This window comes from Paraburkholderia flagellata, from assembly GCF_021390645.1.
Classification (GTDB): domain Bacteria; phylum Pseudomonadota; class Gammaproteobacteria; order Burkholderiales; family Burkholderiaceae; genus Paraburkholderia; species Paraburkholderia flagellata.
The window spans coordinates 750430-770888 of sequence record NZ_JAJEJT010000003.1 but is presented as its reverse complement, the minus strand read 5'-3'; the positions used below and the strand labels follow the sequence as shown (position 1 = coordinate 770888).

The window sequence follows — 20459 nt, the reverse complement described above, 5'->3', positions numbered from 1 at the left end:
ACCGCTTCTTCGTCGCGCCACACTCGTCGCCGCCTTCCGCTCAAGGAGTCGATCGTGAACACACTGCTCTCGCCGTCCGCCACAGACGTACCCGGTGGCGTGTCGCGTTGGCTGACCCGCTTCGTCGGAACAGCTGGGTTGTGTGCCGTGGCGCTATGCGGTTGCACGGATCTGAGCACGCCTGCGTACCGGCGCCCCGACATGCCTGCGAAGGACGCCTGGGCGCATACGAACCGCACGTTTTCCGCGGCCGATACGGTCAATCCGCAGTGGTGGAAAGAGTTCGACGATCCCTACCTGAATTCACTCATAGAAAAGGCGATTGCGGGCAACGTCGATATCCGGGTGCTGGCGGCGCGCATTGGCGTGGCCGGCGCGCAGATCGGGGAAGTGCAGGCCGGTGCACTGCCCACGGTCGACGCGGGCGCGGGTATCGACTATGAGAAGAGCACGGGGCAAGCGCTCTCGAAGACCTATAACGTCGCCACTCAGGTGAACTGGGATATCGATATCTGGGGCAAAGTCGAAAAAAGCGTGCAGGCTCAAAAGGCCGAGTATCACGCTACCGAAGCGGATTGGCGTGCAGGCTATTTGACGCTCGTTACGGAAGTGGCGAGCACTTATTTCCAGATCCTCCAGTTCGACGACCAGATCCGGGACGAGCAGGACACGCTCAACAGGAACAAGCAGATTCTCACCATTTATCAGCAGATGTACGCAAACGGTGTGGCGCCCAAGACCGAAGTGCTGCGTCAGGGCGCTGAAGTCAACGGCGTGGCGAACGAACTGCTGGAACTGCACCGCGAGCGCGATACCGCCGAGAACACCCTTGCCACGCTGGTCGGTGTGCCCGCTGGCGAGTTCAAAATGCCGGTGGGCCAGTTGCGCGAGCGCGTGAAGCTGCCGGACGTGCCGATGGGCCTGCCCGCGCAGTTACTGGGGCGCCGCCCCGATGTGGTGGCCGCGCAGTACCGCATTCTCGAATCGTATGATCAAGTCGGTTCCGCGCGGCTCGCGCAATTGCCGACCATCAGTCTCACGGGCCGGGCCGGCACGGCTGCGTTTTCGCTTTCCGATCTTTTCAAGGTGTTCACGCTGAGTTTCATGCCGAGCATCGACTTCCCGATGTTCGACCCCGGTGTACACGCCCACATCAAGACGACGGAGGCCGAGAGCAAGGTTGCCGAGGAGCAGTATCGCCAGGTGGTGTTCACGGCGTTCGAAGAAGTCGAGAACGCGCTCGTCAATCTCGACGCGCATAAAAAGCAGCGCATCGAACTGCTGCAGCAGAACGAGCGTCTTCGCACGGTCGCGGGGCAGGTCGAGGCGCAGTTGAAAGAAGGGCTCGTATCGCAGCTCGAAGTATTGGAGTCCGAACGTTCGCTTGCTTCCGCGGAACAGTCGCTTCTGTCCAACCATGAGCTGATCCTGAGCGACACTGTCACCCTCTACAAGGCGATCGGCGGCGGCTGGCCCGACGTCGATGTGGCCAATGTGGCCTCGAATTCCGCTGTGTCGGCAGCGCCAGTCAAGTGAGCGCGCGCGTTGCGTCAGGGCCCGTCAGTTGTTTGACTCCAGCCAACAGTCGCCTACACTTTTCTAACACCCCGATCGCCATGTGCAAGGCGCGCGGCTTCTCAAGGAGAGTCAGTGCGCACGCGGCGCTTGCGCCACGCGCGGCCTGGCTGACAACTTCTGATCGCTGGCGGAATCATGGTGCCTGACGCCGCTTCCATTGCCGAGAGCCAGACATCGCTCGACCGGACGTTCGATATCGTGCTGCGGCCGATATCGCATACGGAGCTGGGCGAGATCCGCATCGACAAGGATCTGTTCGCAGTTGGGCGGACACAGCCGCCCTTCGCCTCGGCGCAGCCTGAGGTCGTCGTGGATGTTTCGCGCCGTCACGCGCGCATCTTCCGGGAGGGCGCGTCGGCCTACGTGGCCGACCTGGGCAGCAAGAACGGCACGGCGGTCAACGGCATCGAAGTGACCCAGAAGCCCCACGTGCTCAACGACGGCGACGAACTGAGTTTTGCCGGCGCGCTCGCGTTTCGCGTGAGCTTCGCGCCGCGTGCGCCGCGCGCGGCCGCGCGGGCAACCGTGGTGACGCTTACGCCCGAGCGCGCCGATCTCGGCTTGCAGCAGATCGTTGTTACGAGTTTTCCGTTCCTGGTCAGCAAGGCCGACGAGACGTTCTCGCAGTATCACGACGCGTTTCCGCATCAGGTGAATTATTTGTCGCGACGCCACGCGCACATCTATGCAGAAGACGACGCGATGTATGTCGAAGACCTTGGGAGCACCAACGGCACGTTCCTCGACGGGCAGCGGCTCGACGATCACGCGGTCAGGCTCCAGGACGGCCAGCGCATCGCATTTGGCGGCGAGCACTTCGTCTACCGCGTTGGCCTCGAAAGCACGAGTGGAAGCGATGCCACCGTGACGGCGACGCGCGAGCGCCTCGCCTCGGTGCTCGCGGAAGACGCCGACCGCACGACCTTTATTGGCAGCGCACACTCGTTTCTCGACATTTTCTGCACACCTCCCGCGCCCGCACAGGACGACGAGATCAATCCCGATGCGCCTCAACAAGCGCCAGAACCCGGCCATGACACGAGACGACGGCGCAACAGAATCGAGGTCTTCCTGAGTGAGCTGAACGAAGCGCTAGGCGGCAGCGGCAAGATCAACATGAGCGCGTTCGTGCGGTGGGGCGGCGGCGGGATTGCCGTGATCTTCGCGCTCGTTGCCCTCACGTATTTCCAGGGCGCGCCACAGCGCGACATGCAGGCGTTGCTTACTACCGGCCAGTTCGAAAACGCGGCGCAGATGGCCGATCAATATCTCGCGCGCCACCCGAACGACAGCACGTGGCGCGCGATGGGGACAGAAGCGCTCATCAAGGCGAACGTGCCCGACTGGGTTGCCGCGATCAACGCGCGTGCGTTCGATCGCGCGCGTGCCATCGTGGAAGACATGCGCACGCTCGCGCGCCACAATCCGGACGCCGCGCCACTCGTGGAAAACATCGGCTGGATCGGCGCGCTGCAATCGTTCGTGCAGGGGCGAGGCGGTCCGCAAGCGCCGATTCGCATCTATCGCGACGAAGCTCCGATCCACGCGTTGACGAGCCGCTGGAACGACGACCCCGGCGAGCATCAGCGTGCATTCGACCGCATCTCGGCGTATGTGCCGGCGTTTGCCGCCGTGTACGCGGATTCGCTCAGCCTCTTGCGCAAGCTCCAGAGCGACGACTCGGTCTATGTGGCTGCGCTCGATCGCATCCAGCAGGCCGTCGACAGCGCGCTCGCGAGCGACCGCTTCGACGCGCTCACCGCGATGCTGAGCGACTACGCGCAGCGCTATCCGCGCCTCGCCGGGCTCGACGCCGTGCGCGCGGATGTCGACGAGTATCAGCAGATCGACAGCGAGGCGCATGCGGGCCATGTGCAGGCCGTGCGCGAGCGCCTGGCCGCCGCTCACTTCGCCACGCCGCCGTTCGCAGCCCATGCGGGCGCGCTCGAAAAGCTTGCGCTAGCGGGAGGGCACGGTGAATCCGTCCCCGCTCATTGAGCGCCTGCGAAAGACGTTCGGCATGCATGGCGTGCATGGGGCGCCCGAGCCGCCACGGCCGCTCGGCGAGGCGTTGGGCGACCACAGCGAGGAGGGTGTCGCGATCCTCACCGCGCGCCCATGGCGTCTCATCGAGGCCACGGTCATCACGATGGTCGCGCTCGTGGTGTGCGGGTTCTTATGGTCGTTCGTCGGGCGTGCCGACGTGATCGTCAGCGCGCAGGGGGCACTTGCTCCGGAGTCCGAAGTGCGCCGCATCTACGCGCCGGTGGACGGCGAACTCGTGGATATCTATATCGCCGAAGGTCAGCCCGTGGAAAAGGACGACGTGATTGGACGCATCAACGCGCGCGGGGCGATCCAGGCGGCGACCAACGCGCTCGACGCGCGTCTGAAGCTCGACGACGCCGAACGCGACTGGAAGGAATTCCCCGAGAAGAAGGCGCTCATGGTGCGTAAGGCCGAGGCGCTCAAGGCGCAGATGGACGTCGAAGAGCATATGCATGAAACGCGTGTCGCGGAAGGCACGAGCAAGCTTCAGCAGGTCGAGAACGCCCAACTCGACGAAGCGCGCGGCAATATCGACAACGCGCGCCACGTGCGCGACCTCGCGAAGGAAGACCAGAACAAGTACGAGCGCCTGTTCGCGCTGCCCGGCGGCGGCGGCGTGTCGCAAAGCCAGGTCGAGGAAAAGCGCAGCGCGTTCGTGCAGGCCGACAATAATTATCGGATCGCACAAGCGCGGCTCACCGAACTGCAGGCACAAACGAGCCACGAGTTCGCACAGACGAAGGCGCAACTCGAAGGCAGCGCCGGGCAGCTCACGTCGCTGCGGATCGAATACGACGCGACTGAGCGCGAGATCGCCAATACCGAGGACAAGCTGCGCTTGCAGGTGCAAACCGCGCGCCTTGCCGCCGACGCCGCGGCGCGCATCCGCTTCGAGAATATCGACAAGGACAACTTCCTGCTCGTGCTCGCGCCGGTCTCGGGCGTGATTACAGACGTGACGACAACGCAGCCCGGCGACAAGATTCAGGCGAACACGCCGCTAGGCGGCATTGCGCCAGCCAATGCGCGCCCGGTCGTGAAGGTTGCGATTGCGGAGCAGGACCGCGCTTTCCTGCACGAGGGTTTGCCCGTCAAGCTGAAATTCAACGCGTTTCCGTATCAGCGTTATGGCGTGGTGGACGGCACGCTCGAATATATTTCGCCGACCACGAAGCCGCAGGCACAGACGAAGGAGCCGGTGTACGAAGGGCGCGTGCGTCTTTCGCGTGACCATTTTTCGATTGGCGGTGCGACGTATCCGCTGCGCTACGGCATGACGGCGACCGCCGAAATCGTGGTGCGCGAACGGCGCCTGATCGACTTCGCGCTGGACCCGTTCCGGCAAATCGCGGGTTGAAGACGCTAATCCATTCAGAATTCGGGAATCAGAAATCAGGGGAACGAAATGACGACAATCGTACGGATCGACGATGAAGCGATCGGCACGGAAGATTTCATCCGCGTGCTGAAACTCACGGGGCAGTTCGAAAGCCTGGTCGAACAGCAGGTGCGCGACCGGCTCACGGTCATCGCCGCAAAGAAAATGGGCGTGCAGGTCGAGCCGGACGAAATCCAGCAGCGCGCCGACCAGTTTCGCCGCGTGCGGGGTCTGCACCGCGCGGCGGATATGAACCGCTACCTGGATGTGTTCGGTATCAGCCTCGACGAATTCGAGCGCTTCATTACCGACACGCTCTATCAGGAGAAGACATTTAACCTGATCTGCAACGACGAGGCGGTCGAAAGCTATTTCAAGCTCAATTCGCCGAAATTTGACAGCATCGAAGTGAGCCATATCGTAGTGGACTCGGAAGGCAAGGCTCGCGAGGTCATGTCGATTCTGGAGGACGAACCGCAGGCGTTCGGCGAAATGGCGCGCGAGCATTCGATCGCGGACACGAGCGAGCGCGGCGGCGTGATCGGCAAGGTGCTGCGCGGGTCCCTGAAAACGGATATCGAGGCGAAGGTGTTCAACGCGCAGGTTGGCGACCTGCTCGGCCCGTTTCCCGCGCCGGACGGCTCGTTCTTCGAGATTTTCTGCGTGACGGCGAAGCATCCGGCGGTGCTCGAAGCGGATGTTTCTTCCGAGGTGCGGCGGCTCCTGCGCGAAGAGTGGCTCGCGGAGCGCGCGCAAGAACATATCATCGACGCGCACTGAGCGCGCAGAGCCACGCAGATGGACACCCAGGCGCCCGCACCGGCCAGCGCACCGTCGCTGGCGGATTTCCTCGCATCGGTCGAACCGCTTTCGCTCTTTTCGCGCGAAGAACTCGACCGCCTTGCCGCGCAGGTCGAAGCGCGCAGCTACGCATTCGGCGACACACTGTGCAAGCGCGGCGAACCGGCAGCCGGACTCTATGTGATCCGCTCGGGCTCGGTGCGCCTGATTGCCGAAGAGCGCGGCAAGGAAATGAGTCTCGGTGTGCGCAAGGAACGCGAAGTGTTTGGCGAGATCGCCATGCTGCGCGATTACTGGCACGAAGTGTCGGTGCGTGCTTCGACGAAAACCGAGGTGCTGTGCATCCCGCGCGCGGCGCTCGAGCCGCTGCTCGCGGCGAATCCGGCCGCGCAATCGTTCGTGACGAGCTATGTGGCGATCAGTTCCGCCGGCGGCTTCGTCACGCGGCTCTTCGACCTGCGCGGCAAGCTTTCGCGCGCGGAGCTGGAAGAGTATGTGTCGAGCGTGGGCGTGAAGCGCGTGAGCGCCGGTAAGGAGATCATCCATCAAGGCGCGGGTGGCGATATGCGCCTGTATGTCGTGCGTCAGGGCGAGGTCAGTATTGCTCGCGAGGAAGACGGCAGCGTCTATCAGATCGCGAAGCTCGGCGCAGGGGAGATCTTCGGCGAACGCGCGTGTCTGCTCCGCCAGGACCAGCCCGCGAGCGTCACGGCGCTCACCGATGTACGGCTGCTGGTGATTCCCGAGAAGACCGTGCACTTCATGCTGGAGCGCAACCCGAAGTTGCGTGAGGTGCTGGAAGAGCGCGTGCGCTTCAACGAACGTGAATTGCAGCGGCAAAAGAAGCTCGCCGAGCGCCGCAGCCGGCCGGTTGCCGTGGACAGCGGCGCGGATGCGAAATTCAGCGAACGCGTGGTCAAGCGCTTCGTGCTGGTCGAACAGGCCGAGGAGATGGACTGCGGCGCGGCGTGCCTCGCGATGATCTGCCGGCACTACGGCATTCCGATGACGCTCGGCAAGCTGCGAGACCTCGCGAACGTGACGACGCAGGGCGCGACGCTGGAGAGTCTCGCACGCACCGGTGAGGCGCTCGGCTTCACCACGCGCGGCGTGCAGTGCACATACGAGGCGATGCAAGGCTTCGATCTGCCCTTCATCGCGCACTGGGAGGGCTACCACTATATCGTCGTGTACGGCGTGTCGAAGCAATGGGTGAGGGTGGCAGACCCGGCGCTCGGCTTTCGCAAACTGAGCGTCGAAGCATTCGAGCGCGGCTGGAACGGCACCTGCCTGTTGTTCACCATGGGCGAGACCACCGGCGCGCAGGCGGCGACGCGCTCGGCGTGGGTGCGCTTCATCGGCTATCTGCTGCCGTACCGGAAAATACTCGCGCACCTGTTTCTCGCGACCTTCGTGATCCAGATGCTGGGCGTGGTGCCGCCGCTCATCATCCAGACGATTCTCGACAGCGTGATCGTCCATCAGAACGTGAGCCTGCTGCATCTCTTGATTGTCGGGCTCATTATCTCGCACGTGTTTACGCAACTCATGACGACGATACGCGCGCATCTGTCGAATTTCATGGTGCGCAGTCTCGACTTCGCGATGATGTCGCAGTTCTTCAAGCACACCATGTCGCTGCCGTTCTCCTTTTTCGCGCGCCGAAAAACGGGCGATATCTTCGCGCGCTTTCAGGAGAACCAAACGATACGCGCGTTCCTGACTGAATCGACGGTGAGCACGGCGCTCAACCTGCTGATGATCTTCATCTACTTCACGATCATGTTCCTCTATAACGTGAAGCTGACACTGCTGCTCATTGCGTTCGTGATTCCCATTATGGCGCTCACCGCCATTGCCACGCCGCGCATCAAGCGCTATGCGCGCGAGGTCTTTGCAGCGTCCACGGACGCGCGATCCATGCTGATGGAGACGCTGGGTGGCGTCGAAACCGTGAAGGGCATGGGCGTAGAACGCGCGGTGCGCCTGAAGTGGGAGCGCAAGTACGCGAAGTCGCTCGAAGTGCAGTATCGCGCGCAGGCATTCAACATACTGGTGGGTCTGGGCAGCCAGTTGCTCAACGCCGCGACCACGATTGTGATTCTGTGGGCGGGCGCCACGCTCGTGCTCGATCAGGAGTTGAGCATCGGGCAGCTCATCGCGTTCAACGCGTTCATGGGCAGCGTGCTCGCGCCGCTCATGGGTCTGGTCGGGCTATGGAGCCTCATGAACGACGCGGCGGTCGCAATGGAGCGGCTAGGCGACGTGCTCGACATCGAGCCCGAGCAAAAGCCCGCCGACCTCGGTTCGCGCGTGCTGCTTCCCGACCTGCAGGGCGATATCGAATTCGACGGCGTGTATTTCCGCTATGGCGGCAACGAAACGCCTTACGTGCTGGAAAACATCAGCTTCTCGGTGGGACGCGGCCAGATGGTGGCGATCGTGGGGCGCAGCGGCTCCGGCAAGACGACGCTCGCCAAGCTGCTGGTGGGCTTCTACGCGCCGACCGAAGGCAAGATCAACGTGGACGGCTACGACATGAGCGCGATCGACCACGCGTACTTTCGCGCGCAGGTGGGCTACGTGATGCAGACGAACCTCGTGTTTTCCGGCACGATCGCCGAGAACATCGCCTGCGGCGATGCAACGCCGGACTGGCGGCGCATGGAGGAAGTGGCGCGCATGGCCGACGCGCACGCGTTCATCAGCAAACTGCCGCTCGGCTACGAGCAGGTGGTGGGCGAGCGCGGCGTGGGCCTTTCGGGCGGGCAGATTCAGCGCTTGTGTATTGCGCGCGCGCTTTATCACGACCCGCGCCTGCTCGTGTTCGACGAAGCCACCTCGTCGCTCGACACGCAGTCGGAAAGCAATATTCTCTCTAACATGCACGACATTCTTCAGGGCCGCACGGCGCTCATCATCGCGCACCGGCTGAGCACCATCATGCGGGCGGACAAGATTCTCGTGCTCTACGAAGGCGCGATCGTGGAGCAGGGTCGGCACGAAGAACTCGTCGAGCGCAAGGGCATGTATTACCAGCTCGTTCAAAAGCAGCTGGGGGCATCATGAAACTCTTCGACCCGCATGGATTCGGCAGCTCCGTTGTGTCTTATGCGGGACTGCTCGAGAAGATCGAGATCCTGCGCTCCACGCTGCGCTGGGCGCCGCGGCTCGAGCGCACCGATATCGAAAAGCTTTTGAACCAGTCGAACGCGCTGCGCGACGAAGTCATGCAACTCTCGCGCAAGGAGCGCTTTGTCGAAGCGGCGGCCGAGGCGCCCGAGGCACTCGATGCGCTGGCAAGGCCCGATACGCTCGCGCCTTCCGCGCACCGGCGGCGCGAGGCGCTCATCGAGCGCAGCTTCATATTCGAAGGCATTTTCGGGGACAACCCGAAGCTGCTGGCCGCGCTGGAGATCGCGGAAAAGGCGGCGCCCACCGACCTGCCCGTGTTGATCGACGGCGAAAGCGGCACGGGCAAGGAACTGATGGCGAAGGTCATCCACGCCAACGGTGCGCGTGCCGACCGCCCGTACATCTCGGTCAACTGCGGTGCGATACCCGAGAACCTGCTCGAATCGGAGCTGTTCGGCCATCGCAGAGGGGCGTTCACCGGCGCGTCGAGCGATCGCAAGGGGAAGTTCGAAAGCGCGCATACGGGGACGATCTTTTTGGACGAGATCGGCGAGTTGCCGCTCCAGGGGCAGGTGAAACTGCTGCGTGTGCTCGAAGCGCACGAAATCCAGCGGGTGGGTTCCGATGAGCCCATTGGGGTGGACACGCGCATCGTTGCGGCGACTAACCGCAACCTGCGCGAACTCGCGGCGCAAGGGCAGTTTCGCGAGGATCTTTTTTACCGACTCAGCGTCATTCACGTCACGCTGCCGGCGCTGCGCGAACGCAACGATGAAATTCCGCTGCTCATTGCGTACTTTGGTGACGAGGCGGCTGCGCAACTCAAACGCCGGCCTGTCAAGCTCACGCCGAAGCTGCGCGACTTTCTGCTGACTTATGCCTATCCGGGGAATATTCGTGAGCTGCGCAATCTCGTGTATCGGTTGTCGTGTCTTGCCGGCGATACGGCCGATGTCGAGCATTTGCCGGACGATATTCGTCCGAAGTCCGGGGCGCTTGCATTACGTGTGATGGAAGCCGAGACGGCTGGCACTCCGCTCTCGCTTAGCGATGCGAAGCGCGCTGCGAGCGATGAGGCTGAGCGGGCGTTTCTCGAGCGAGGGTTGCAGGAAACCGGCGGCACGGTGGCCGAGCTTGCGCGGCGCTGTGATATGAACCGGTCGCATTTGCAGATGCTGCTTAAGAAGCACGGCATTCATTCGAAGGATTTTCGGCATGCCGAGAAGATGAATCACGAGAAGGAATCGTGAGGTTGTTTGGGTTTTTTTTTGTGGTCCTCGCTGTTTTGGCCTTGCCTTGTGGTCGTGTCGGTGTGCATGCGTTGCCCCTGTGCGGGGCGGCACCTACTTTTCTTTGCAGCGGCAAAGAAAAGTAGGCAAAAGAAAGCCGCTCAAACCGCCAGTGCCTGCCACAGTTCACCTCTGTCCGTTATGGACAGTGGCTCCGGAGCGTCTGTCGCCACTCGTCCACAGCCGGAGTGACAAGGCGCTCATCCTTCCGGCGGCGCTACGCGCGCCGAAGGACATAGTCCAAGACAGTCAGGGCATATGAGTTCTCGCCCATGTTCAGCCGTAACGTTCGGTTTCCCTTGCAGACCCGGCCGCTGCGCGCGTAGCGAGCAGCGGGATGAATGAGCCCTTTGTCACTAACCTGTGTGGTGCGAGGCGACAGACGCTCCGGAGCCACTGGCATGAACGGCCAAAGGTGAACTGTGGCAGGCGCTGGCGGTTTGAGCGGCTTTCTTTTGCCTACTTTTCTTTGCCGCTGCAAAGAAAAGTAGGTGCCGCCCCGCACAGGGGCAACGCTCGCATACCGACGCGACCACAAGGAAAGCCCAAAGCGCTCAACTCACAGAAGGTTTTCTAACAGCCTCGTGGCACGGCAAAGCCAGATCGCCAGCATCCTCCCCAACCTCGAATTCGACCTCGCGATTCAAAACCGCCCGCGCCCGATCGCCATCGATCGCCCCTTCCCACCGCGCAACCACGATCGTCGCCACGCCATTGCCGATCAGATTCGTCACCGCGCGGGCCTCGTTCAGAAACCGATCCACGCCCAACAGCAGCACGAGCCCCGAAACCGGAATCTTGTGCATCGACGCAAGCGTCGCCGCAAGTGCGACGAACCCCGCGCCCGCCACGCCGGCCGACCCCTTTGAAGTCAGGAGCAAAACACTCAGCACAACGATCTGATCGAGCAGGGTGAGGTGAATATTCATCGCCTGCGCGACGAACAGGGCCGCCATCGTGAGATAGATCGCCGTGCCGTCCGCGTTGAACGTGTAACCGGTCGGCAACACCATGCCGACAACCGGACGCGAGCAGCCCAGGTTCTCCATCTTGACCAGCATCTGCGGCAACACGGCCTCGGTCGACGCTGTGCCGAACGTGATCAGAATTTCGTCGCGGATATAGCGCAGATACTTCCACAGCGAAAAGCCGCAAACGCGCATGACGAGCCCGAGCACGACCACGACGAAGAAGATCGACGTCACATACAGACAAAGCATCAACTCGCCAAATGACGCCAGCGTGCCGAGCCCGTACTTCGCGATGGTGAACGCCATGCCGCCGAACGCGCCCACGGGCGCGACATACATGACGATACGCACGACGCCGAACATGCCCTGCAAAAACATGTCGAGCATATCGACGAGCGGCGCGGTGCGCGGACCGAGCTTCGCCAATGCGATCGCGAACAGCACGGAGAAAAATATGATCGGGAGAATTTCTCCGTTTGCAAACGCGCCGACGATGCTATTCGGCACGATGCTCATGAGGAACCCGATCGCCGTGTGGTCGTGGGCGGCGTGCGCGTAGCTGGCGATAGCCGAGCTGTCGAGGTGCGCCGGGTCGATGTTCATGCCGCTGCCCGGCTTGATCACGTTCACGACGACGAGACCCACGAGTAGCGCGATCGTCGACGCCACTTCGAAGTAGAGCAGTGCCTTCACGCCGACACGGCCCGCTTCGTGCAGATCGTTCATGCGGGCAATGCCCACGACGACCGAGGCGAAGATGATCGGCGCGAGCGCCATGCGGATCAGCTTGATGAAGAGATCGCCAAGCGGTTTGAGGTCGGCGCCGATATCCGGGTAGAAGTGACCGACGAGAATGCCGGCCACAATCCCGATCAAGACCTGTATGTAGAGCTTCGAAAGATACTTTTTGAGCTTCGAGGGCCGCATGTCTGTCTCCTGAGCATGGCGCCATCCACGTGAATCAGGGCGACCGCCAACCGCCATGCGTGCAGCGATTGTGTTTCCGGTCGCGCTTCTCTCTTCACTTCGCTTCGCGCGGGCGTCAAGCCACGAGCTTTTGCATCTGAGCAAACAGATCGGCCTTGCCCTCGAAGCCGATACCGGGCAGGTCGGGCATCGTGATGTAGCCGTTGTCGACCTTCACGCCGTCTGGGAAGCCGCCATAAGGCTGGAACAAGTCGGGGTACGACTCGTTGCCGCCGAGCCCGAGGCCCGCCGCGATGTTAAGCGACATCTGATGGCCGCCGTGCGGAATGCAGCGGCTCGCGGACCAGCCGTGTTGATGCAGCATCTCCAGCGTGCGCAGATATTCGACGAGGCCATAGCTCAGCGCGCAGTCGAACTGCAGCCAGTCGCGGTCGGCTCGCATGCCGCCGTAGCGGATCAGATTGCGCGCGTCCTGCATCGAGAACAGGTCCTCGCCGGTCGCCATCGGCTTGTCGTAGTAGTTGCGCAGCGTTGCCTGCAATTCGAAGTCGAGCGGGTCGCCCGGCTCTTCGTACCAGAACAGGTCGTATTGCGAGAGCGCTTTGGCGTACTGGATCGCGGTGTCCAGATCGAAGCGGCCATTGGCATCGACGGCAAGCTTCTGGCCGTCACCGAGCACGCTCAGGATCGAATCGATGCGGCGCAGGTCTTCGTCGAGCGATGCGCCGCCAATCTTCTTCTTCACGACCGTGTAGCCGCGGTCGATATAGCTGCGCATTTCGTCCTTGAGCTTGTTGTGGTCCTGGCCGGGGTAGTAGTAGCCGCCGGCCGCGTACACGAAGATCTTGCGGTTCGGCTGGCCGTTGCCATAGCGGTCGGCGAGTAGCTGGAAGAGCGGCTTGCCCTCGATCTTCGCCACGGCGTCCCACACCGCCATGTCGATCGTGCCGATCGCCACCGACCGCTCGCCGTGGCCGCCCGGCTTTTCGTTGTTGAACATCGTCGCCCAGATTTTGTGCGGGTCGAGGTTGTCGCCTGCGTCGCTCACGAGCGAGGCGGGATCGGCTTCGAGAATGCGGGGGATGAAGCGCTCGCGCATCAGCGTGCCCTGGCCGTAGCGGCCATTCGAGTTGAAGCCATAGCCGACGACGGGCTTGCCGTCGCGCATCACGTCGGTGACCACGGCGACGAGGCTGAGCGTCATCTTGCTGAAGTCGATATAGGCGTTGCGGATCGAGGAACTGATCGGAACGGTTTTTTCGCGGATTTCGACGATTCTCACGGGTGTCTCCTGGTGGCAAGGCCAGCGTGCATAGTGAGCTGGCTGTTGGAGACGCTAGGTTATGCGCCCGGATCGGCACTATGATTCACTTGTTTTCACATCTTTATTAACCTGCGGTGAAGAATGATCTGACCTCGTATCTGGAGTTTTTCGTCCTGCTCGGGCGTTATGGAAGCCTTTCGAGCGTGGCGCGGGACATGGACATCACGCCGCCGGCGGCGACCAAACGGCTCGCGCAGCTCGAGGCGCGCCTGGGCGTGCGGCTCGTCAACCGGACGACCCGCAGCGTGAGCCTGACCGTCGAAGGCGAGACCTTTCTGCACTACGCGACGCGCATTCTCGCCGAAGTGAAGGAAATGGAGGATGTGGTGTCGTCGAGCCGCTCCGTGACGCGCGGCTTGCTGCGTGTGAACGCGACACTCGGTTTCGGACGCACGACGATCGCGCCGCTCGTCTCGGAGTTCGCGAGGCGTCATCCACATGTCGAGGTGCAGCTCGACGTCACCGACCGGCCGATCGATCTCGTCGAAAGCGGCGTGGATCTGGCGATCCGTTTTGGCGAATTGCCCGACAAGCGGCTCATTGCGCGGCGCATCATGACGAACCGCCGCTTGCTATGTGCTTCACCGCGCTATCTGGAGCAGCAGGGTACGCCCGCGACGCTTGCCGATCTCGCCAGTCACCAGTGCATCGTGCATCGCCAGAACGACAATGCTTACGGCATATGGCGTCTGGAGCGCGGCGGCGAGGCCCATACGGTGAAGGTGCACGGCATGCTGTCGAGCAACGACGGCGACATCGTGCTCGGCTGGGCGCTCGACGGTCACGGCATTCTGCTTCGCTCGGAGTGGGACCTGGCGAAATATCTGGAGAGCGGGCGATTGCGCGTTGTGCTGCCTGAGTTCGTGCAGCCGCTTGCCGATTTGTTCGTTTATTACCCGAACAAGCGGAATCAATCGGCGCGTGCGCGTGCGTTCGTCGATTTTCTGGCGGAGCGGTTCAATCGGCACGCTGCGGTGGCGGCTCCCGCGCAATCGGGCGGGTGAATCACAGCGTCGAGGCGCTGGAATCGCCCGTCTGCGCCTGAAGCTCTGGCGACGCTGACGAATTGCCTGCCCTGCGCCGACAATCCATCCGGCTGGAAACTGAGGGTTGAACGTTACAGCCGGCCAATGTTTGCGGTAACGTGCCCGTTCGCAGAGGCTGGATTGACGCGACGAACAGGAGAGAGACAGATGGCAAAGCGAGTCATGGTGACCGGCGGCAGCGGCCTCGCCGGAAAATGGGTGGTCGAGAACCTGGTGGCCCACGGCTACGAAGTGTTGAATCTGGACCGCGTGCCCATGCCGAAGCGCACCGCGCGTACCCTCATCACGGACATCACGGACGCGGGCCAGGTTTTCAATGCGATCGCGTCGACCACGGCGCCGGTGGAATTCGCCGACGACCTGGAGCCGAAGCCGGTCGACGCGATCGTTCACTTTGCGGCGATTCCTCGCATCATGCTGACGACCGATAACGAGGTCTACCGGATCAACGTGATGGGGACCTACAACATTCTGGACGCCGCTTCGAAACTGGGGGTGCGCAAGGTGATCGTGGCCTCGAGCGAGACGACCTACGGCGTGGTATTCGCCCACCGGCATCGCGATCCCGCGTATTTTCCGCTCGACGAGAACTATCCGGTCGATCCGATGGACAGCTACGCGACCTCGAAAGTGGTCAACGAAGTGACCGCGAAGGCCTTCCAGGCGCGCACCGGATCGGACATCTACTGCTTTCGCATTGGCAACGTGCTCGATCCCGAGGACTACGCGAAGTTTTCCACGTGGCTCAAGGACCCCGCGCTGCGCAAGCGCATTGCGTGGAGCTATATCGACGGGCGGGATCTCGCCAACGCGTGCAGGCTGGCCATCGAAACGGACGGGCTCGGTTTCGAGATCATGAACGTCGCGGCGGACGATGTGTCTTCCGACTTGCCGACGCAGACCTTGCTGGATCGCTACTATCCGGGCGTGCCGGTCAAGAAGGCCCTCGGCGAGTTCGAGACGCTGCTCAGCAACGAGAAGCTCAAACGGCTGCTCGGCTGGCAGCAGCAGCACTACTGGCGCGACGAGGCGAAACGCTTCAATCCGTAAGCGCTGCACACGCACAGGGCCAGCGCGTGCTGGCCCTGTTCATGCAAGCACCACGTCACGCGTTATGCCGCCAGCTTGAGCGCTTGCGAGAAGTCCGCGATCAGATCGTCGATATCCTCGATGCCCGCCGAAAGCCGCAGCATGCCGTCGGAGATGCCCATCGCCTTGCGCGTTTCTGCGCCGGCTTCGAAAAAGATCGTCGGCGCGACGGGAATGATGAGCGTGCGGGTGTCGCCGAGACCGGTCGCCTTGATCGGCAGTTCGAGCGCGTTGACGACGTCGATCATGCGCTCGGCATTGAGGAGTTCGAACGAGAGCAGCCACGACGCGCCCTTGAACAGCGCCTGTGCGACCTCGTATTGCGGATGGCTCTTGAGCCCCGGATAGAACACCTTGCCAATGGCTGCGTGGCCTTCGAGAAACTGCGCAAGCGCGAGCGCATTGTCGCTGCTTTGCTTCACGCGCAGGGCCAGCGTTTCCGCACCCATCGCGATGGCGTGCGCCTGCTCCGAAGACAAGGACGCACCCATGTCCCGCAGGCCTTTCTTGCGGATCTGCAAGAGCCCCTGATCCTTCGCCGCCGAGCGCCGATAGTCGTCTGCGATGTTCGGATACGCGCTCCAGTCGAACAGACCCGTATCCGTCACCGCGCCGCCGAGTGCGGCGCCGTGGCCCGCGATGGTCTTCGTCAGCGAGTTGATGACGAGGCTCGCGCCGACCGCCTTCGGCTGGAACAACGCAGGCGAAGTAATCGTGTTGTCGACGACATAGACAAGGCCGCGCTCGCGGCACAGTTCGCCGATGCCTTGCAGGTCTGGAATCTGCGTGCCCGGATTCGCGATGGTTTCGACGAACACCATGCGCGTATTCGGCTGGATGGCGTTCTTGACGTTCGCGGCGTCGCAGGCGTCGACGGTCGTGACTTCCACGCCGAGCGTGCGCAACGTGCCGAACAGGCTGTTGGTGTTGCCGAACACGTAACGGCTCGACACGAGATGATCGCCCGCGCGCAGCAGCGTGAGGAAGGTCGCCGTGATAGCGGCCATGCCGGTGCTGAAGCAGACCGTGCCGGTGCCGCCTTCCAGGCTCGTGATCTTGCGCTCCAGCGCGGCGGTCGTGGGGGTGCCTTGCCGCGCGTAGTTGAAGCCGCCTTTCTTCGTGCCCTGAAACACGCCGATCAGGTCCTCGACGCGCTCGAAACCATATTGGACGGACGTATGAATCGGTTGACGCACGCCGCCGTGCTCGGTGCCCGCGATTCTGTCGCCGTGAACGATGCCAGTGGTGAAGCCTTGCTTGCTCATTCTTACTCCGTTTCTCAAGTCGATTCAGCAGGCAGATTATCGCCTGTAACGCCTGTTGCCGGCATTGGCGCGCACCGCGCCTGGGTTCCCAAAGCGCGCCCAAAGCACGCCGCTGCGCTAACGCAGTTCGGACTCCGACGGTTCCAGCACGCCGCGCAGCTTCCCGAGCAGCCAGTTGACCAGCGCATTGTTGTGCCGGTAGTGATTCCACGTTGGGACCTGGCGCGCGCCCAGAACGCGTTTGAACTCGTAGGACGTGGCGCCCAGCTCGATTTGCTCAAAGCCTTCGCGGATGCCGAACTCGACCGCGCGAATGAACATGGCGAAGTACAAACCGTAGTCGCGGCTCTTGTCGTAATCGAGGCCGATATAGCGGTTGACCAGGTAGCGCCCCTTCCCGAGCAACTGGGTGAACCCAATCAACTCGTCATCCAGAAAGAACAGCAAATAATGGCTCAGGTGACGGGTATTGGCGAAATACTCCGGCGTCAGCTTTTCAAACTTCAGTTCGGCTTTTTGCCAGGTGTTCAGATAAAGCGCATACACACGCGCGATGAGGTGATCGGGCAGACCCGCGCATTCTTCATAGCGCAGGGCGGCCGCTTTCTTCAGCTTGCGCTTGAGCAGGTTTCTACGGTCGCTCTTCAGCGCCTCGTAGTAGTCCGGGCCGATCGAGAGCACGGGTACGGGCAGGCCTTTTGCGGCGACAAAGCCCTGCAGCGGCAAATGCTCGCCGAAACCCTTGTAGGCGAGCAGGCTGCCTTTCTTCGCCAGCGCCGTGGTGATGGCCGCAAGCGTCTCCTGCGAGACTTCTCCGTGAATGCGGCCGAGATCCACGCTCGGGTGCCCGACGCAGGCCAGCTTGAACCGGATCCAGCTCAAACCGGCCTTCAGCCAGCCGTTGGGGAGCAAGGTATTGAGCCGGAAATCCATCACGAAATAGGGCGCCACGGTGACGAGCGCGCCGTCCCGGTAGACGGCAAAGTAGCCGAAGCTGAAATCATCCAGGCGTGCAGTACGAAAAGCCTCGTAGTAGTCCGCCCCTTCTGTCTCGTCACGCAGAAACCCCTCCGGCGCAGTGGCCAGATCCTCGATGTGCAGCATGGGTTGCGGTCCCTTTCTTCTGACTGTTTTGATGACTGCCGGATGTTGGGCACCGATTGTCGGCGATCTTCGCTTCGTTGTCGAATGGCCCGTAGCGCGCGTGCAGGTCGCCCGGATGCCCTCGACGTGGGTCATAGTTGCGAATCGAGGAGGGCGGCCACGCGTTCGAGCAGCCTTTCGCGCAGCGAACGGCTGCGCCAATCGTCAAGCGTGATGCGTTTCGCGAGGGCCGCGTCGGCATCGAAAATGGCGGTCTGCTGGCGGGCAAAATCGCGGTCGTAGATGTTGAGATTGGCCTCGTCGTTGAGCTTGAACGAGCGGCTGTCGAAATTGGTCGAGCCGACCGACACCAGGTATTCGTCGACGACGATTACCTTGCAGTGGAACATCGTCGGCTGATACTCGTACATCTGCACGCCCGCAGCGAGCAGGTCGCCCCAGCACGCACGCGACGCCTCGCGCACCGTGTGGGTGTCGATGCGCTTGCCGGGCGTGATGACGCGCACCTTCACGCCGCGCTTCGCTGCTTCGACGATTGCGTTGATCGTCAGCTTGTCCGGCACGAAGTACGCCGTCGACAAGTGGATGGAGTGCTCCGCCGCGGTGATCGCCATGAGGTACATCAGCTCCATGTCGTCGCTGCCGCCCGATGGCGAACTGCTGAACACGTGCGCGAGGCCGTTGCCCGCAGCGTCGATCTCGGGAAAGTATCGCGGGCCGTGCAGCACATTGCCGGTCGACTTGACCCAGTTGTCCATGAAGACAGCCTGCATCTGTCCGACCGCCGGGCCTTCAACGCGAAAGTGCGTATCGCGCCAGTGTTTTTCATCCTGCGCGTGGCCGGTCCATTCGTCGGCAATACCTACGCCGCCCGTAAAGCCGATGCGCCCGTCGATCACGAGCAGCTTGCGGTGCGTGCGGTCGTTCATGCGGCCAAGGCCCGTCCAGTGCGGCTTGTGATACAGCACGAGCTGGACACCGGCCTCGCGCAGCATCCGTTGATAGCGCTTGTCCATCTTCGAGGAGCCAACCCAGTCGAGCAGCACATGCACGGCGATACCCGCGCGCGCCTTGTCGGCCAGCACGCGTGCGATTTCCTCGCCGATTGCCCCGGACCAGTAAATGAAGGTCTCGAAGGTGATGGTGTGCTGCGCCGAGCGCATGCCCTCCAGCATCGACGGAAAGATTTCGTCGCCGTTCACGAGCGCCTCGAAGCGATTGCCTCCCACGACGGGTGGCCCGAGCAGCAGCCCCATCGAGCGGATGAACTGCGGACTGTCGCTCGCGTAAAGGCGTTCGATCTTGTGCTCGATCTTCTTTTCGCCGCTCGTGAGGTTCGCAATCACGAGGATGACGACGAGCGTCACCGCGACGGTCACGGCAATGAGGGCAATCGTCGGCATGCGTGGGCCTCGCCTGGCGGATGGATTGATGGGTGTCCCGGCGCCCGCCTGGGAACGATGCCATCCTGGTAGCACATTGCATGCGCGAGCGGCGCCGGGAGATCGATCCGGATCAGAGCGGATCAGCGGCTTCGGCCATGCTGTCCAGATTCGCCAGCAATTTCATCATGACGCGATGCGCGGCCTTGATCTCGTTGACCGTGACGCCATCGGCCAGGCGGTTGACCCAAGGGGCCTGAAGACGCATGGCGGCCTCGAATGCCTGCCTGCCCTCGTCGGTCAAAACGACCAGTTGTGCGCGGCGATGGTGAGGATTTGTCTCGAAGCGCACCAGACCGTCGTTTGCGAGGTCGTTGACGATCCGTTGTACGTTCTGCCGATTGGCCCCCAGATCCCGGGCGATCCAGGCCACTGGCTGTGGCCGCTCTGCGGCACTGATGGCGCCTAGCATTTGCCAGCGCGCGCTCGTGAGCCCGAGGCCCTCGACCAGGCGGTCCCCCGAGGTGAGCAGTCCGTTATTGAGCCGGAAGAGATCGAGGATGATGCTCGACAGGAGTTCGCCGGCCGGTGTTCTCACAGGTTCGCGCATATGGCACCTTAATTTCAAATTGACATCATGATGTCAATTTACTATAAATTGCCCATGATGGGTTGACATCATGCTTATAGAACCAGGAGTGCACCATGCTGCAACTACGACCGCTTGATCCTTCCTGCCCGATCGAGCGTCAACTTGCCATTGACGCCGAGCCCGTTGTGCTCGTGAACGTCTTCACAGTCGATCTCGCCGATGAGGCGAAGTTCCTCGAGGTCTGGCAGGACGATGCCGCATTCATGAAGCAACAACCCGGCTTCATTTCGACGCAACTCCATCGCGCGCTCGGAGAACATCCGGCCTACATGAACTACGCGGTCTGGGAATCCACCGCGCATTTTCGGGCGGCATTCTCGCATCCGGCGTTCCGGTCGAGCCTGGCCGCTTACCCCTCCTCTGTGATCGCATCGCCGCACATCTTCCAGAAGGTCGCCGTGCCGGGTATTTGCGCGAGTTAGGCACGGCCTCCTTCGATTTCATTCGGCAGGCGAGTGGATGTGTGGTT

General features: G+C 62.3%; 15 protein-coding genes. 9 read left to right on the top strand and 6 right to left on the bottom strand.

Translation table 11 applies throughout. From position 1 onward, the window contains the following. Positions 1–111 precede the first annotated feature (111 nt). The 6 genes from L0U83_RS27105 (at position 112) to L0U83_RS27080 (ending at position 10191) form a co-directional block, all read left to right on the top strand. A complete protein-coding gene (locus L0U83_RS27105) occupies positions 112–1536 on the top strand; it encodes an efflux transporter outer membrane subunit (RefSeq protein WP_373321142.1) in 1425 nt (474 codons plus the stop codon). A gap of 177 nt (positions 1537–1713) precedes the next feature. Beyond that, the gene (locus tag L0U83_RS27100) at positions 1714–3576 is read left to right on the top strand and encodes an FHA domain-containing protein (protein ID WP_233887234.1); all 1863 of its coding nucleotides are present in this window, start codon (positions 1714–1716) and stop codon (positions 3574–3576) included. 22 nt (positions 3577–3598) lie between these two features. Then, positions 3599–4984 carry a beta-barrel domain-containing protein gene (locus L0U83_RS27095; RefSeq protein WP_233887900.1) on the top strand — a complete coding sequence of 462 codons (1386 nt, stop codon included), beginning with the start codon at positions 3599–3601 and terminating at the stop codon, positions 4982–4984. A 48-nt stretch (positions 4985–5032) separates the two neighbouring features. Further along, on the top strand, positions 5033–5785 hold the full coding sequence (locus L0U83_RS27090) for a peptidylprolyl isomerase (protein ID WP_233887233.1): 753 nt from the start codon (positions 5033–5035) through the stop codon (positions 5783–5785). Positions 5786–5803: 18 nt separating this feature from the next. Then, positions 5804–8875 (top strand): peptidase domain-containing ABC transporter, encoded by a 3072-nt coding sequence (locus L0U83_RS27085; protein ID WP_233887232.1) that lies wholly within the window; start codon positions 5804–5806, stop codon positions 8873–8875. Beyond that, positions 8872–10191, top strand: coding sequence for a sigma-54 interaction domain-containing protein (locus L0U83_RS27080; protein WP_233887231.1), 1320 nt, complete (start codon positions 8872–8874; stop codon positions 10189–10191). Before L0U83_RS27085 ends, L0U83_RS27080 begins: the two co-directional genes overlap by 4 nt. A 593-nt stretch (positions 10192–10784) precedes the next feature. On the opposite strand, the gene dctA is transcribed toward L0U83_RS27080, so the two are convergent. Together dctA and L0U83_RS27070 are read right to left on the bottom strand one after the other, a co-directional pair. Beyond that, the gene (dctA, locus tag L0U83_RS27075) at positions 10785–12128 is read right to left on the bottom strand and encodes a C4-dicarboxylate transporter DctA (protein ID WP_233887230.1); all 1344 of its coding nucleotides are present in this window, start codon (positions 12126–12128) and stop codon (positions 10785–10787) included. Positions 12129–12243: 115 nt separating this feature from the next. Further along, positions 12244–13410 carry a mandelate racemase/muconate lactonizing enzyme family protein gene (locus tag L0U83_RS27070; protein ID WP_233887229.1) on the bottom strand — a complete coding sequence of 389 codons (1167 nt, stop codon included), beginning with the start codon at positions 13408–13410 and terminating at the stop codon, positions 12244–12246. Positions 13411–13526: 116 nt separating this feature from the next. Between L0U83_RS27070 and L0U83_RS27065 the strand changes: the two genes are divergently transcribed. Next, a complete protein-coding gene (locus L0U83_RS27065; protein ID WP_233887228.1) occupies positions 13527–14456 on the top strand; it encodes a LysR family transcriptional regulator in 930 nt (309 codons plus the stop codon). A gap of 189 nt (positions 14457–14645) precedes the next feature. Beyond that, complete coding sequence (locus tag L0U83_RS27060) at positions 14646–15548, top strand: NAD-dependent epimerase/dehydratase family protein (RefSeq protein WP_233887227.1); 903 nt, start codon at positions 14646–14648, stop codon at positions 15546–15548. A 62-nt stretch (positions 15549–15610) separates the two neighbouring features. Here L0U83_RS27060 and L0U83_RS27055 read toward each other — a convergent pair whose 3' ends face one another. From L0U83_RS27055 to L0U83_RS27040, 4 genes are all read right to left on the bottom strand, one after another. Continuing rightward, entirely contained in the window at positions 15611–16852 is a 1242-nt protein-coding gene (locus tag L0U83_RS27055; RefSeq protein WP_233887226.1) for a cystathionine gamma-synthase family protein, read from the bottom strand. A 117-nt stretch (positions 16853–16969) separates the two neighbouring features. Then, the gene (locus L0U83_RS27050) at positions 16970–17956 is read right to left on the bottom strand and encodes a GNAT family N-acetyltransferase (RefSeq protein WP_233887225.1); all 987 of its coding nucleotides are present in this window, start codon (positions 17954–17956) and stop codon (positions 16970–16972) included. Between the two features lie 131 nt (positions 17957–18087). Then, on the bottom strand, positions 18088–19359 hold the full coding sequence (cls, locus tag L0U83_RS27045; protein ID WP_233887224.1) for a cardiolipin synthase: 1272 nt from the start codon (positions 19357–19359) through the stop codon (positions 18088–18090). A gap of 112 nt (positions 19360–19471) precedes the next feature. Beyond that, entirely contained in the window at positions 19472–19948 is a 477-nt protein-coding gene (locus L0U83_RS27040; RefSeq protein ID WP_233887223.1) for a MarR family winged helix-turn-helix transcriptional regulator, read from the bottom strand. A gap of 95 nt (positions 19949–20043) precedes the next feature. Here L0U83_RS27040 and L0U83_RS27035 point away from each other — a divergent pair, with 95 nt between their 5' ends. Further along, positions 20044–20412, top strand: a complete 369-nt coding sequence (locus L0U83_RS27035) for an antibiotic biosynthesis monooxygenase family protein (protein ID WP_233887222.1) — start codon at positions 20044–20046, stop codon at positions 20410–20412. The last annotated feature ends 47 nt before the right edge of the window (positions 20413–20459 follow it).